This window comes from Nitrospirillum viridazoti CBAmc (genome assembly GCF_000730165.1).
GTDB classification, from domain to species: domain Bacteria; phylum Pseudomonadota; class Alphaproteobacteria; order Azospirillales; family Azospirillaceae; genus Nitrospirillum; species Nitrospirillum viridazoti.
The window spans coordinates 853,651-868,192 of sequence record NZ_CP022110.1 but is presented as its reverse complement, the minus strand read 5'-3'; the positions used below and the strand labels follow the sequence as shown (position 1 = coordinate 868,192).

Sequence of the window (14,542 nt, the reverse complement as noted above, 5' to 3'; positions counted from 1 at the left end):
TCAGTAGGACCGCTCGTTCAGCTCGACGTTCAGGCCCAGGGACCGCAGTTCCTTGACCAGCACGTTGAAGCTTTCCGGAATGCCGGCCTCGAAGTTGTCGTCGCCACGGACGATGGCTTCGTAGACCTTGGTGCGGCCGGACACGTCGTCCGACTTCACCGTCAGCATTTCCTGCAGCGTGTAGGCGGCGCCGTAAGCTTCCAGCGCCCAGACCTCCATTTCACCGAAGCGCTGGCCACCGAACTGGGCCTTGCCGCCCAGCGGCTGCTGGGTGACCAGGCTGTACGGGCCGATGGAGCGCGCGTGGATCTTGTCGTCCACCAGGTGGTGCAGCTTCAGCATGTAGATGTAGCCGACGGTGACCTTGCGATCGAACGCCTCGCCGGTACGGCCGTCGGTCAGCACCATCTGGCCCGAGCTGTCGATGCCGGCTTCCGTCAGCATGCGGACGATGTCGTCCTCCCGCGCGCCGTCGAAGACGGGGGTCGCGAATGGGATGCCGCGGCGCAGGTTGCCCGCCAGTTCCAGAACCTCACCATCGGTCAGGTCGCTCACCTCCTCGGTGTAGGCGGCCTCGCCGTAGATATGCTTCATGCGGCCCTTGATGTTCTCAAGGACGGGGGCCTTGGCCTCCGGCTCGGCATGGCGCATCTGGTCCAGCATCTGGCCGATCTGCTTGCCGAGGTTGGCCGACGCCCAGCCCAGGTGGGTCTCCAGGATCTGACCGACGTTCATGCGCGAGGGCACGCCCAGCGGGTTCAGAACGATGTCGACCGCCTGGCCGTCGGCCAGGTAGGGCATGTCCTCGATGGGCAGGATGCGGCTGATCACACCCTTGTTGCCGTGACGGCCGGCCATCTTGTCGCCGGGCTGCAGCTTGCGCTTCACCGCCACGAAGACCTTGACCATCTTCATGACGCCGGGCGGCAGCTCGTCACCGCGCTGCAGCTTCTCGACCTTGTTCTCGAACCGCTCCTGCAGCTTCTGGATGCTCTCGTCGAACACCCGGCCGTAGGCCTCCACGTTCTCCATGATCTGGTCGTTGGCGACCGCGATCTGGCGCCACTGGCCGCGCGACAGGCCGGACAGCAGCTCTTCCGTGATGACCTCGCCCGACTTGATGCCGCGCGGGGCGGACAGGACGGACTGGCCGACCAGCGTTTCCTTCAGGCGGGTGTAGAAGCTGCGCTCCAGGATCCCCTTCTCGTCGTCGCGGTCCTTGGCCAGCTTCTCGATCTCGGCCCGCTCGATCGCCAGCGCGCGCTCGTCCTTGTCGACGCCGCGGCGGGAGAAGACGCGGACCTCGACCACCGTGCCGGTGACGCCCGGCGGCAGGCGCATGGACGTGTCGCGCACGTCGCTGGCCTTTTCACCGAAGATGGCGCGCAGCAGCTTCTCTTCCGGGGTCATCGGGCTTTCGCCCTTCGGCGTCACCTTGCCGACCAGGATGTCGCCCGGCTTTACCTCGGCACCGATGTAGACGATGCCCGCCTCGTCGAGGTTCTTCAGAGCCTCTTCGCCGACGTTGGGGATGTCGCGGGTGATTTCTTCCTGGCCCAGCTTGGTGTCGCGGGCCATGACTTCGAACTCCTCGATGTGGATCGAGGTGAAGACGTCATCGCGCACGATGCGCTCGGAGATCAGGATCGAGTCTTCGAAGTTGTAGCCGTTCCAGGGCATGAACGCGACCAGCACGTTGCGGCCCAGGGCCAGCTCGCCCAGGTCGGTCGAGGGACCGTCGGCGATGATGTCGCCCTTCTCCACCCGGTCGCCCACCTTCACCAGCGGACGCTGGTTGATGCAGGTGTTCTGGTTGGAGCGCTGGAACTTCAGCAGGTTGTAGATGTCGACGCCGGGGGCCGCCGCATCGGTGTCGCCGGTGGCGCGCACGACGATGCGGGTGGCGTCGATCTGGTCGATCACGCCGGCGCGGCGCGCGGCGATGGCCACGCCCGAGTCACGGGCGACCGTCGCTTCCATGCCGGTGCCGACCAGGGGCGAGTCCGCCTTGATCAGCGGCACGGCCTGACGCTGCATGTTCGAGCCCATCAGCGCGCGGTTGGCGTCGTCGTTCTCCAGGAACGGGATCAGCGCCGCGGCGACGGACACCAGCTGCTTCGGCGACACGTCGATCAGGTCAATCATGTCCGAGCGGGTCATCATGTACTCGCCGCCCTTACGGCAGCTGATGAGCTCGTCCATGAAGCGGTTGTCGGCGTCCAGCGTGGCGTTGGCCTGCGCCACCATGTAGCGGCCTTCCTCCATGGCGGAGAGATAGACCACCTCGTTGGTAACGCGCTTGTCCACCACCTTGCGGTAGGGGCTTTCGATGAAGCCGTACTGGTTCACGCGGGCATAGGTCGCCAGCGAGTTGATCAGGCCAATGTTCGGACCTTCGGGGGTCTCAATCGGGCAGATGCGGCCGTAGTGCGTCGGGTGCACGTCGCGGACTTCGAAGCCCGCGCGCTCACGGGTCAGACCGCCCGGCCCGAGGGCCGAGAGACGACGCTTGTGGGTGATTTCCGACAGCGGGTTGGTCTGGTCCATGAACTGCGACAGCTGCGAGGAGCCGAAGAATTCACGCACCGCGGCCGCGGCCGGCTTGGCGTTGATCAGGTCGTGCGGCATGACCGTGTCGATCTCGACCGAGCTCATGCGCTCGCGGATCGCGCGCTCCATGCGCAGCAGGCCGACGCGGTACTGGTTCTCCATCAGCTCGCCGACGGAGCGGACGCGACGGTTGCCCAGGTGGTCGATGTCGTCGATCTCGCCGCGGCCGTCCTTCAGCTCGACCAGGAGCTTCAGGATGGCCAGGATGTCGTCCTTGCGCAGGACGCGCATCTGGTCGTCGGTCTGGAAGCCCAGGCGCGCGTTCATCTTCACGCGACCCACGGCCGACAGGTCGTAGCGCTCGCTGTCGAAGAACAGGCCGCTAAACAGGGCCTCAGCACTTTCCAGCGTGGGCGGCTCGCCCGGGCGCATGACGCGGTAGATGTCGATCAGCGCGTCCTCACGGCTGGCGTTACGGTCAGCCGCCATGGTGTTGCGGATGTAGGCGCCGACGTTCAGATGGTCGATGGCCAGGACCGGCACCTCGTCCACGCCGAACTTCTCCAGCTTCTCCAGGGCGGCGGTGGTGATCTCGTCACCCGCCTCGAAGATCACTTCGCCGGTCAGCTCATTGATGATGTCGATGGCGAGGTAGCGGCCAGCCAGCTCCTCGGTCGGCACCTTCACCTCTTCCAGGCCACCCTCCTGCAGCTTCTTCAGCACGCGGGGGGTCATCTTGGTCTCGCGCTGCAGCAGGACCTCGCCCGTGCGGGCGTCGATCAGGTCGGAGGCCAGCTTCACGCCCTTCATACGCTCGGCGACGAAGGGGGTCTTCCAGCCGTCGCCGGCGCGGGAATAGGTGATGGTGTCGTAGAAGGCGGAGAGCATCTCCTCCTTCGACATGCCCTGGGCCTCATACGGGGCCAGGCCCTGACCGGCCTTGGCGCGCTGGGCCCGCAGCTGCTGCGTCTCGGCGCCGTCCAGCGCGAACAGCAGGGTGGTGGCGGGCAGCTTGCGACGGCGGTCGATGCGGACGTACACGAGGTCCTTGGCGTCGAACTCGAAGTCCAGCCAGGAGCCGCGGTAGGGGATCACGCGGGCGGCGAACAGGTACTTGCCCGACGAATGGGTCTTGCCCTTGTCGTGGTCGAAGAACACGCCCGGCGACCGGTGCATCTGGCTGACGATGACGCGCTCGGTGCCATTGATGACGAAGGTGCCGTTGGCCGTCATCAGGGGCATGTCGCCCATGTAGACGTCCTGTTCCTTGATGTCGCGGATGGACTTCAGGCCGGTGTCCTCGTCCATGTCGAAGACGGTCAGGCGCAGGGTCACCTTCAGGGGCGCGGCGAAGGTCATGCCGCGCTGCTGGCATTCCTCGACATCGTACTTGGGCTGTTCAAGCTCGTACTTAACGAAGTCGAGCACGGCACGGTCGGAAAAGTCCTTGATCGGGAAAACCGACTTGAACACTTCCTGAAGGCCCAGATTGGCGCGCTTCTCGGGCGCCGTGTCCATCTGAAGGAAGTGGTCGTAGGAACTCCGTTGAACCTCGATGAGGTTCGGCATGCGGGTCACTTCGGGGATGCGTCCGAAGCTCTTACGAATACGCTTACGTCCCGTGAACGACTTGGCCATGAAATGCGCCTCTCGTGAACTAGGCCCGGGTCAACTGCGCCGGCCGATTTGGATGCGACGGCAAGCGAAACAAACACAAATAGGCGCGTCCGGCCCCGCCCCCTTCGGAAGCGGCCGCCGTCCGGCGCCAAACACTCAAACTGCCCTTCCCGCCCCAAATTCCATCGCGGAACCTTCTTCGGGAAGAAACTGGAGGATCACCATACGACATCCTCCAGAAAAAGGCGACAGCGCCGGGCGGCGGTCCCCCATATGGGGAGTGCCACCGTCCAGCGCCATCTTTTTTTCAGAAACGCCCACAGGGGATCGTTTCTTACTTCACCTCGACCTTCGCGCCGGCGTCTTCCAGCTGCTTCTTAATCTTAGCAGCTTCGTCCTTCGTGGCGCCTTCCTTCACGGTCTTCGGCGCACCCTCGACCAGGTCCTTGGCTTCCTTCAGGCCGAGGCTGGTGATGGCGCGGATTTCCTTAATCACGTTGATCTTCTTGTCGCCGGCGTCGGCGAGGATCACGGTGAATTCGGTCTGCTCTTCGGCGGGAGCGGCGGCTTCAGCGGCCGGGCCGGCAACGGCGGCAACGGCGACGGGAGCAGCGGCGGAAACGCCCCACTTCTCTTCCAGCAGCTTCGACAGCTCGGCGGCCTCGATGACGGTCAGAGCGGACAGCTCTTCAACCAGCTTTTCCAGCTTGGACATGGATGTTCTCCTAAATCAGGTCTTGTCTTGAGATTTACGAAAAGTACGCGAGGCTCAGGCCGCCTCGCCCTTCTTGGCATAAGCCGACAGCACGCGCGCCACCTGGCCGCCCGGAGCCTGCAGCACACCGGCGATGCGGGTGGCGGGCGTCTGGAGCATGCCAAGCAGGCGACCACGCAGTTCTTCGATGGACGGGAGCTTCGAGAGAGCCTCGATGCCCTTGTCGTCCAGGACGGTAGCGCCCATGCCGCCGCCAATGATCTTGAACTTGTCATTGGCCTTGGCATAAGCGATCGCAACCTTGGCCGCCGCGACCGGATCGCTCGAGTAAGCGATGGCGGTCACGCCGACGAATAGGTCGTCCAGCTTTTCGAACTGGGTGCCCTTCAGGGCGATACGGGCGAGCCGGTTCTTGGTCACCTTGAAGCTCGCGCCAGCGGCCCGCATCTTACGGCGCAGGTCCGTCACCTCGGCGACCGTCATGCCCGACTGGCGGGTCACGACGACCAGGGAAGTGGCGGAGAGCGCCTGATGCAGAGCCGCGATAGTCGCTTGCTTTTCTGTGCGATCCACGGTTCGCCTCCTAACAACTGGGACAGACGGGCGGGTCACGCCCTTCTTCCCGGTCCAAATGTAGCCTCAGCCTCCACCCACGAATGGGTTTCACCCGAAACCGGTGAACCTGCCCCAGAAGCGACAAGCCATCCAATCCAAGCGGGGGGGGGAACCGTCCACCTGCAAAACGCTTGTTACTCCCGTCTATGCCGGCGTTCATTAAGCCGCCCCGGTCGTCACGCCCCCGAAGGGATGATCGGTTCCGGCTTGGCGCCCGCAGTCTTGGACAGGGTTGGAAGGACGGATCGCTCCGGCCCTCCGGCCGCCCTCACCGTCCGCCCCCTTACGGAAACGGACGGCTTGGACGGAAACTCTCTGCAGCCTTAGGCCGAGATCGAGGCGACCAGGGCGGCAACGTCGAGCTTCAGGCCCGGGCCCATGGACGAGCTCAGGCTGACCTTCTCGATGTAGGTGCCCTTAGCACCCGTCGGCTTGGCGCGGTTGATGGCACCAACGAAGGCCTTGATGTTCTCGGCCAGGGCTTCCTGGCTGAAGCTGGCCTTGCCCACGCCGGCGTGCACGATACCGGTCTTCTCGGCGCGGAACTCGACCGAGCCACCCTTGGCGGACTTCACGGCTTCGCCGACGTTCATCGTCACGGTGCCCAGCTTCGGGTTCGGCATCAGGCCGCGCGGGCCCAGCACCTTGCCCAGACGGCCGACCAGCGCCATCAGGTCCGGGGTGGCGATGCAGCGGTCGAAGTTCATCTCGCCCGCCTGGATCTTCTCGGCCAGGTCTTCCGCACCCACCAGCTCGGCGCCGGCGGCCAGGGCTTCGTCAGCCTTGGCGCCGCGAGCGAAGACGGCGACGCGAACGGTCTTGCCGGTGCCGTTGGGCAGCTGGACCATGCCGCGGACCATCTGGTCGGCATGACGCGGGTCGATGCCCAGGTTCATGGCGATCTCGACGGTCTCGTCGAACTTGGCGGTGGCGTTGCCCTTCACCGACTGGACGGCCTCGTCCAGGGCGTAGAACTTGTTCCGGTCGACGGTGGCGTTAGCCTTCTTGAGACGCTTGCCGGCCATGATCAATCCTCCACCACTTCCAGGCCCATGGAACGGGCCGAGCCGACCAGCATGCTGGCAGCCGCCTCGATGTCGTTCGCGTTCAGGTCCGGCATCTTCGTCTTGGCGATTTCGCGGATCTGCGACATCTTCACCTTGCCCACCGCGGCGCCCTTGCCCACCTGGACGGCGCCCTTGGTGATGCCGGCGGCCTTCTTCAGGAAGTAGGTGTTCGGCGGGGTCTTGGTGACGAACGTGAAGGTACGGTCACCGTAGGCGGTGATCACGACCGGGATGGGCATGCCCTGCTCCAGGTCGGCCGTCTTCGCGTTGAAGGCCTTCACGAATTCCATAATGTTCAGGCCGCGCTGACCCAGGGCCGGACCGATGGGCGGCGACGGGTTGGCCTTGCCGGCCGGCACCTGCAACTTGATATAACCGACGATCTTCTTCGCCATGATACGTCCTCAACAACAATCCGGACGGAACCCCGATTAAGGGGCGCCACCCGGATCTGCGGGATGCGTGGTTCGGCTTGCCCCATGGACTTTGGCCCCGTTGCCGGGACCTTCGGGCTTGCCTCCCACGCGGGGAATGGGAAGACGCCCCGGTTTCCGAAGAACCGGGGCGCCGTCCCGCTTAAATCTTTTCGACCTGCGCGTACTCGAGCTCGACGGGGGTCGCACGGCCGAAGATGGACACCGCCACCTTGACCCGCGCCTTGTCCTCGTCGACCTCTTCGATGAGGCCGGTGAACGAGGTGAAGGGGCCGTCGGTGACACGCACGTTCTCGCCCACTTCGAAGTGGATGGAGGGCTTGGGCCGCTCGATCCCTTCCTGCACCTGGTTCATGATGCGCAAGGCTTCCGCCTCGCTGATGGGCTGCGGCTTGCCGCCGCCACCCAGGAAACCCGTCACCTTCGGTGCGTTCTTCACCAGGTGCCAGCTCTCGTCCGTCAGTTCCATCTTCACCAGCACATAGCCGGGAAAGAACTTGCGTTCGGAGTTCACCTTGGCGCCGCGACGCACCTCCACGACCTCTTCGGTCGGGACCAGGATTTCCTCGAACTGATCTTCCAGACCCTTCTGGGCGGCCTTCTCACGAATCGACTGAGAGACCTTCTTTTCGAATCCGGAATAAACGTGAACAACGTACCAACGCGCGGCCATGACCTTAGCCTCCGATACCGAAAACGAGGCGGACAGCGAACGCGATGATCTGATCGACCGCCAGGAAGAACAGAGACGCGACGATGACCATGAGGAACACCATCCAGGTGGAGATGACCGTTTCCTTGCGGGTCGGCCACGTCACCTTGGCGATCTCACGGCGCACTTCGCGCGCGAACTGGGCAGGACTGGTCTTCGCCATAAGGGCTACGCCACCACGTTCAGAGCTACTCGTCATACTGTTTCGGCATCGCTGCCGCCACCGGCCCGCTTGGCCGTCCGGGCGCGATCTTCAGCGGGGCGACGTGGCAGGAGTGGAGGGGATCGAACCCCCAACCCCCGGTTTTGGAGACCGGTGCTCTACCAATTGAGCTACACTCCTACGTCGCCGGCCGCAGTTTCCCGCGTCTCGGAGGGCCGGTTTATTCACCATTCGGAACCGCTTGTCCAGATAAAACAGCATACCCCTCGTATGCGGGGCAGATCTGCGTCTGTGCATGCGGCCGGTGGGCCGGCAACACCTTTCCCCGACAGGCCCAGGGCCCCGAAAAGAATGGTGTTTTCAGGGGTTTGACCGTCGGCGCCCAGGAAATCCCAAGCAGCCGCCGGAGGGCCTCCGACGGCCCTCCCCTACTTAAAGGCAAGGGGCGCCACCGGCGGACCGGGGCACCCCTCACCAAATCGCATGGGTGCGGGTGGCCTTCAGGGAAGACCACCCGCGCGACCCAAACGTCCCTTAGGCGATGATCTTCGCGACCACGCCGGCGCCGACGGTGCGGCCGCCCTCGCGGATGGCGAAGCGCAGGCCTTCGTCCATGGCGATCGGGGCGATCAGCTCCACGGTCACCTGCACGTTGTCGCCCGGCATCACCATCTCGGTGCCTTCCGGCAGCGAGACCATGCCCGTCACGTCCGTGGTGCGGAAGTAGAACTGGGGACGGTAGTTGGTGAAGAACGGGGTGTGACGGCCGCCTTCTTCCTTCGTCAGGATGTAGGCTTCGGCCACGAACTTGGTGTGCGGGGTGATCGAGCCGGGCTTAGCCAGAACCTGGCCGCGCTCGACGTCTTCACGCTTCGTGCCGCGCAGCAGCGCGCCGATGTTGTCGCCAGCCTGGCCCTGATCCAGCAGCTTGCGGAACATTTCCACGCCGGTCACGGTCGTCTTGACCGTCGCCTTCAGGCCGACGATCTCGATTTCCTCGCCCACCTTCACGATGCCGCGCTCGACACGGCCGGTCACCACGGTGCCGCGGCCCGAGATCGAGAACACGTCTTCGATCGGCATCAGGAAGGGCTTGTCAACCGGACGCTCCGGCTGCGGGATGTAGGCGTCGACCTGCTTCATCAGCTCCAGGATGGCTTCCTTGCCGATCTCGGGGCTGCGGTCTTCCAGGGCGCACAGGGCGGAGCCCTTCACGATCGGAATGTCGTCGCCAGGGAAGTCGTAGCTGCTCAGCAGCTCGCGCACTTCCAGCTCCACCAGCTCCAAGAGCTCGGGATCGTCGACCATGTCGACCTTGTTCATGAACACCACCAGCGCGGGCACGCCGACCTGGCGGGCCAGCAGGATGTGCTCACGGGTCTGCGGCATCGGGCCGTCGGCGGCGGACACCACCAGGATCGCGCCGTCCATCTGCGCCGCGCCGGTGATCATGTTCTTCACATAGTCGGCGTGGCCGGGGCAGTCGACGTGGGCGTAGTGACGGTTGGCCGTCTCATACTCGACGTGCGCCGTCGAGATCGTGATGCCGCGCGCCTTCTCTTCCGGCGCCTTGTCGATCTGGTCGTACGCGGTGAACGTCGCGCCACCGGTCTCAGCCAGCACCTTGGTGATCGCAGCCGTCAGCGACGTCTTGCCATGGTCAACGTGACCGATCGTGCCGATGTTGCAGTGCGGCTTGGTGCGCTCGAATTTCGCCTTGGCCATGGTCTTATCCGCCTTTGCCTGACAGTCTGAAGTTAAGCTTTAGGATTTCGCGTGGAGCTTTGTACTGGAGCGGGTGAGGGGAATCGAACCCCCGTCGTAAGCTTGGAAGGCTTCTGCTCTACCATTGAGCTACACCCGCCTAAGTCTCTACCGCCCCATACCCCGGAACTGCTTCGCGCACGCGGGGAGCCAGTAAACCCACCCCTCATCACTGGGGGGCGGTTTTACCGGCAAAGTGGTGGAAGGGGTAGGATTCGAACCTACGTACGCTAACGCGGGCAGATTTACAGTCTGCTGCCTTTAACCACTCGGCCACCCTTCCGTCGCCGCGTGTCCGACCGGGGTCGAAAACGGTGGACAGGTGGGTAGGCGTTTCGACCCCCTCCTGTCAACGGGGAAATGTTGGTCGGACGAAAAGACTTGGCGGCAACCGTGCCATGCCCTGCGGAAACCAGTGGCAACCCTGCACCGCTTGGCGCTAAGGATGGCACCATGAAGCGATCTGGATTTTCCAACCAGGGTGGTTCCCGCGCCGGCGGCAACGGCCCCTCCTCCCCCAATTCGCCCCGCCCGCCCCGCGATGGCGGCCGTCCGGGTGCGTCCACGCCGCGCACCCAGGGTGCCCGCGTCCAGGGGGGCCACGGCCAGGGTGCCCACGTTTCGGGTGAACGCCCGCGCGCGCAGGATGGCCGTGCGGACGGCGCGCCGCGCGCCGAGAGACAGGCCGAGGGGCGAAGTGAGCCGCGGGGCGGCGCCAAGAAGCCCACGGGCCCCAAAGCCACGCCCAAGCCCGGCATGCTCTATGGCCAGCACCCCGTCGTGGCGGCCTGGACCAATCCCGAGCGGCGCTGCAAGGCCCTGCTGGCCACGCCGGCCGGCCTGGAGCTGATGACCGAGGCCTTCGCCCAGGCCAAGGCCGCCGGCCTGGCCCGGCCCGAGCCCACGGTGGTGGAACGCGAGGCGCTGGACCGACTGCTGCCGGCCGGCGCCGTGCACCAGGGGCTGGTGCTGGACGCCAGCCCCCTGCCCGAGCTGGACATCGCCGACGTCGCCCGCGCCTGCGGGGAGACGGATATGGTGGTGGTGCTGGACCAGGTGACCGATCCGCACAACGTGGGCGCCATCCTGCGCTCCGCCGCCGCCTTCGGCGCCAAGGCCGTCATCGTCCAGGACCGGCACGCGCCGGAGGTGACGGGCGTGCTGGCCAAGACGGCCTCGGGCGCCCTGGAAGTGGTCCCCCTGGTGCGGGTGACCAACCTGTCCCGGGCCCTGACCGAATTGCAGGACAGTGGATTCTTCTGCGTCGGCCTGGCCGAATCGGGGCCGAAGCCCCTGCACGCGCTGGATTTCCCGGGCCGCGTGGCCGTGGTCATGGGGTCGGAGGGTGATGGGCTGCGCCGCCTGACCATGGAACGCTGCGACGCGCTGGCTCATCTGCCGACCCAGCCCCCCATCGGCAGCCTGAATGTGTCGAACGCGGCCGCCGTGGCGCTTTACGAGGTCGCGCGGCGACGCTAAGGTCTGCCCGCGTTCGACGCCCCGGGCTACCCCGGGGGTCCTGGGAGCCGGCTTAGCTCAGTTGGTAGAGCAACCGCCTTGTAAGCGGTAGGTCGCGAGTTCAAGTCTCGCAGCCGGCACCATTTTCCAGCCGCCCGCCGCCGGAGCGAGCGGCGTCACCTGATCACATACGGCTTGTGGCCCAGATCCAGCCCGACATTACCCTCGGGCACGTCGTTGAAGCTGCGGTAGCGGGTGCCGGGGCCGCCGACATATTCGGCCAGCGCGTCGTCGTTCACGTAGTAGATCGCCTGCGAGCGGTAGATGTAGTAGCCGTCCCGGCTGATGGAGACGGTCAGCATCAGCTCGGTCGAGGTCTCCTCCACCGTGGCGCGGGCGGTATCCAGCGCCAGGCCGCCCGCTGCCGCCGTGATCCCCCAGGGCATGGCGTCCAGCATGAGCTTGCCCACGGCGACGCCGGCGCCGAGGGCCGTCAGCGGGCCGGGCACGGTGTGGTTGGCGTTGGTGAACTTGGGATGGGCGATGGCGTTGGCGTCGATGGCCACCGCCACCACGTCGGGCTTGGGCTCCATGGCCACGGCGTGGCCGTTCTGGACGAAGGCCGTGGTCAGCGCCTGCTGGAAGGCATCGGCGAAAGTGGTGTCGCTGTGCCGCGTCAGATAGATCTGCACCGGCGGTTTTTGCCCCGTCTGCTCCTGCAGATAGGCGGAAACTGCCGAGGCCACGTCCTTGGCCACGATCACCCAATGGGCCGCCGTTTCCATCTTGTACTGCGGCGGCGTCAGGAAGGCTGCCGCCATGGGCCGTTCCGAACAGCCGGACACCAGGCCACCCGCCAGCAGCAGACCGCCAAGCGCCGCCGCAGGCAGGGCGCGCAGGTGGGGGGAAAGGCGGGACCGAAGCGCGGCGCGGGGCATGGGGCGGTTCATCTCTGGCGTCTCGATTCTTGGGGGAGGAGCCGCCACCGGACGGTCCCCCACCAGTCACAAGAGCAAACCACGTGCCAGGTTTATGCCTGGTTTCCTGCGCGCCCCCCGGGCCGTCACGCCGGGGGCGTGAGGATGGTCAGCGCGGTGTCGTCACCCTTGGCGCGTTCCGCGTCGGGGGCCTGGCCCAGGACCTGGAAGCACAGCGTCTCGGCGATGTTGGTCGCGTGGTCGCCGATACGCTCCAGGTTCTTGGCAGCGAACATCAGGTGGGTGCAGGCAGTGATGCGCTGCGGCGCTTCCATCATATAGGTCAGCAGTTCGCGGAACAGGGCGGTGTAGGCCAGGTCCACCTCGTTGTCCGCCTCGCGCACGGCCAGCGCCGCCGCCGCGTCGCCATCGGCGTAGGCCGTCACCACCTGGGTCAGCATGTCGTTGGCCGCATCGCCGATGCGGCGCAGCGAGCGGGTCAGTTCCACCTCCGGCATCTGGTTCAGGGCGAGCGAGCGCTTGGCCACGTTGGCGGCGAAATCGCCGATGCGTTCCAGGTTGTTGGCGATCTTCAGCGCCGCCACCACCTCACGCAGGTCACGGCCCACCGGGGCCCGCAGCGCCAGCAGCTTCAGCGTCTGGTTCTCGATCTGCTGTTCCAGGGCGTCGACCTGGGCATCGTCGGCCATGACCGCCGCAGCCAAGTCGCCGTCACGCTCCAGAGTCGCCTTCAACGCCCGGCTCAGCTGTGTGGAGGCCAACCGTCCCATATGAGTGATGGTGCGGTGCAGCTGGGCCAGTTCCTCGTCATAGGACGCCACGATATGGCCGGTCGACATTGGCTCTTGTTCCTTAAAAGCGATAGACGGCGAAAACGATGAACCGAGGCATGCCCGGAAGGAGCCGCCCAGGATCGATCTTACCAGGACCTTAAAGGACCACGGCCCCCGATTCCGCCCGGGTCCCGCCCCCCTTTACCCGCGGCGCGGGCTGCAGATTCACGACCTAGCTTGTCCAATGTGCCGCCAGCGTCAATGTTTTCTTAGCAAAGGGATAGGATGTTTAGTTGTAACCAGCCCGAAAGAAATACAGACTGCCCGCAAATTTGTGAACGCTGCTGAGGGGCCCAATCGGGGCATGACACCGCACGAACTGATCGCCGTACTGGAAAAGCACGATCGCTGGCTGAAGCGGAAGACCGGCGGCGCGCGCGCCATGCTGCCCCTGGTCGATCTGCAGGGCGCCAGCTTCGTCGGCATGAACCTGCAGTCGGCCAAGCTGTCCGGCGCCAACCTCACCGGCTGCGACTTCACCACCGCCAACCTCAGCATGGCCGACCTGTTCGCCGCCAAGCTGACCCGCGCCGTCCTGATCAACGCCAACCTGTACCGCGCCGACCTGCGCGGCGCCCACATGCGCGGCGCCCGCCTGAAGGGCGCCATCCTGCGTGAGGCCGACTTGCGCGGCGGCGCGCTGCTGGATCGCCGGGGGCCCGGCCAGGTCAGCATGCAGCAATCCGACCTGCGCGGCGCGGACATGGATGACGCCCTGCTGTCCAGCGCCAACCTAGCCGGCGCCGACCTCAGCGAGACCAGCATGGTGGGTGCCGACTGCTCGGGCGCACAGCTGTCGGGCTGCAACCTGGCCAAGTCGGTGCTGAAGTCGGCCAACTTCACCAATTGCGATATGCGCGGCGTGAACCTGTCGGGCAGCAACCTGACGGGCGCTGTGCTGCGGGACTGCCGCCTGACCGGCGCCAGCCTGGCCGGCGCTATCCTGATGAACGCCGACCTGACGGGCGCCAACCTGGACGGCGTCGACCTGACGGGTGTGGACACCACCGGCGCCAACCTGGCGCGCGGGTCGGAAAACTTCTCGGAGAAGATCCAGAAGGCGCTGGGCCACCACCGCACCTGGATACTCAGCAACGGCGCCAAGGGCATCCGGGCGGAACTGGCGGCCGAGGATCTGAGCCACATCGACCTGAAGGGCGTGAACCTCAGCGGCGCCGACCTCAAGGGCGCCAAGATGGTGGGCGCCAAGCTGCGCGATTCCATGTTCATCATGTCGGACCTCGCCGGGGCCGACCTGCGCGGCGCCGACCTGACGGGCGCCACCCTGGATGGCGTCAGCCTGCGCGGCACCGACCTGACGGGCGCCAAACTGGACGGGGCAGAGATCGGCTCCGTCGACATCAAGGGGCCGGACGGCCGCCCCATCGGCCGGCTGTGGCCCGCCAACCTGGCCGACGCCCTGTTGCTGAAGGCCAGCCTGCAGCGCGCCAACCTGCGCAGCGCCAACCTGTCGGGCGCCGACCTGCGCGGCGCGGACTTGTCCGGCGCCAACCTGATCGACGCCAACCTGCGCGGCGCCCAGTTGGAGGGCGCCATCCTGGATGGCGCCGCCATGCCGGCCCAGATCGACGACGACGACGAATAAGCACCGCCTTCAGAGCAATGACCTACCGCTGTAGTACAGGCGGGGTGAAGCCGCGGCCGTCGCCGTGACG

At 65.8% G+C, this 14,542-nt stretch carries 12 protein-coding genes and 4 tRNA genes; 3 read left to right on the top strand and 13 right to left on the bottom strand.

Annotated elements, in window-relative coordinates; genetic code table 11:
- From rpoB to Y958_RS04035, 11 genes are all read right to left on the bottom strand, one after another.
- Complete coding sequence (rpoB, locus tag Y958_RS04085) at window positions 1–4,188, bottom strand: DNA-directed RNA polymerase subunit beta (protein WP_088871002.1); 4,188 nt, start codon at window positions 4,186–4,188, stop codon at window positions 1–3.
- 313 nt (window positions 4,189–4,501) lie between these two features.
- The gene (gene rplL, locus Y958_RS04080) at window positions 4,502–4,882 is read right to left on the bottom strand and encodes a 50S ribosomal protein L7/L12 (RefSeq protein ID WP_040842378.1); all 381 of its coding nucleotides are present in this window, start codon (window positions 4,880–4,882) and stop codon (window positions 4,502–4,504) included.
- Window positions 4,883–4,936: 54 nt separating this feature from the next.
- Window positions 4,937–5,455, bottom strand: coding sequence for a 50S ribosomal protein L10 (gene rplJ, locus Y958_RS04075; RefSeq protein WP_088871001.1), 519 nt, complete (start codon window positions 5,453–5,455; stop codon window positions 4,937–4,939).
- 365 nt (window positions 5,456–5,820) lie between these two features.
- Complete coding sequence (gene rplA, locus Y958_RS04070) at window positions 5,821–6,528, bottom strand: 50S ribosomal protein L1 (RefSeq protein WP_411861209.1); 708 nt, start codon at window positions 6,526–6,528, stop codon at window positions 5,821–5,823.
- Window positions 6,525–6,959 carry a 50S ribosomal protein L11 gene (gene rplK / locus Y958_RS04065; RefSeq protein ID WP_040842373.1) on the bottom strand — a complete coding sequence of 145 codons (435 nt, stop codon included), beginning with the start codon at window positions 6,957–6,959 and terminating at the stop codon, window positions 6,525–6,527. The genes rplA and rplK overlap by 4 nt, the downstream gene beginning before the upstream one ends.
- A 181-nt stretch (window positions 6,960–7,140) precedes the next feature.
- Complete coding sequence (gene nusG / locus Y958_RS04060; RefSeq protein ID WP_004271317.1) at window positions 7,141–7,671, bottom strand: transcription termination/antitermination protein NusG; 531 nt, start codon at window positions 7,669–7,671, stop codon at window positions 7,141–7,143.
- A 4-nt stretch (window positions 7,672–7,675) separates the two neighbouring features.
- A complete protein-coding gene (gene secE / locus Y958_RS04055; RefSeq protein WP_040842369.1) occupies window positions 7,676–7,873 on the bottom strand; it encodes a preprotein translocase subunit SecE in 198 nt (65 codons plus the stop codon).
- Between the two features lie 104 nt (window positions 7,874–7,977).
- Window positions 7,978–8,053, bottom strand: a tRNA-Trp gene (locus tag Y958_RS04050).
- A 354-nt stretch (window positions 8,054–8,407) separates the two neighbouring features.
- Complete coding sequence (gene tuf / locus Y958_RS04045) at window positions 8,408–9,598, bottom strand: elongation factor Tu (RefSeq protein ID WP_088871000.1); 1,191 nt, start codon at window positions 9,596–9,598, stop codon at window positions 8,408–8,410.
- A gap of 65 nt (window positions 9,599–9,663) precedes the next feature.
- Window positions 9,664–9,737: transfer RNA gene (locus tag Y958_RS04040), tRNA-Gly, on the bottom strand.
- Window positions 9,738–9,834: 97 nt separating this feature from the next.
- Window positions 9,835–9,920 (bottom strand) — tRNA-Tyr (locus tag Y958_RS04035).
- A gap of 170 nt (window positions 9,921–10,090) precedes the next feature.
- On the opposite strand from Y958_RS04035, the gene rlmB reads away from it, so the two are divergent.
- Window positions 10,091–11,116, top strand: coding sequence for a 23S rRNA (guanosine(2251)-2'-O)-methyltransferase RlmB (rlmB, locus tag Y958_RS04030; RefSeq protein ID WP_088870999.1), 1,026 nt, complete (start codon window positions 10,091–10,093; stop codon window positions 11,114–11,116).
- Window positions 11,117–11,162: 46 nt separating this feature from the next.
- Window positions 11,163–11,238 (top strand) — tRNA-Thr (locus tag Y958_RS04025).
- A 33-nt stretch (window positions 11,239–11,271) separates the two neighbouring features.
- Here Y958_RS04025 and Y958_RS04020 read toward each other — a convergent pair.
- Both Y958_RS04020 and phoU read right to left on the bottom strand, forming a co-directional pair.
- Window positions 11,272–12,033 (bottom strand): hypothetical protein, encoded by a 762-nt coding sequence (locus tag Y958_RS04020; protein ID WP_145727736.1) that lies wholly within the window; start codon window positions 12,031–12,033, stop codon window positions 11,272–11,274.
- A 125-nt stretch (window positions 12,034–12,158) separates the two neighbouring features.
- Window positions 12,159–12,872 (bottom strand): phosphate signaling complex protein PhoU, encoded by a 714-nt coding sequence (phoU, locus tag Y958_RS04015; protein ID WP_088870997.1) that lies wholly within the window; start codon window positions 12,870–12,872, stop codon window positions 12,159–12,161.
- Window positions 12,873–13,170: 298 nt separating this feature from the next.
- On the opposite strand from phoU, the gene Y958_RS04010 reads away from it, so the two are divergent.
- Window positions 13,171–14,472 carry a pentapeptide repeat-containing protein gene (locus Y958_RS04010; protein ID WP_088870996.1) on the top strand — a complete coding sequence of 434 codons (1,302 nt, stop codon included), beginning with the start codon at window positions 13,171–13,173 and terminating at the stop codon, window positions 14,470–14,472.
- Window positions 14,473–14,542: the final 70 nt, after the last annotated feature.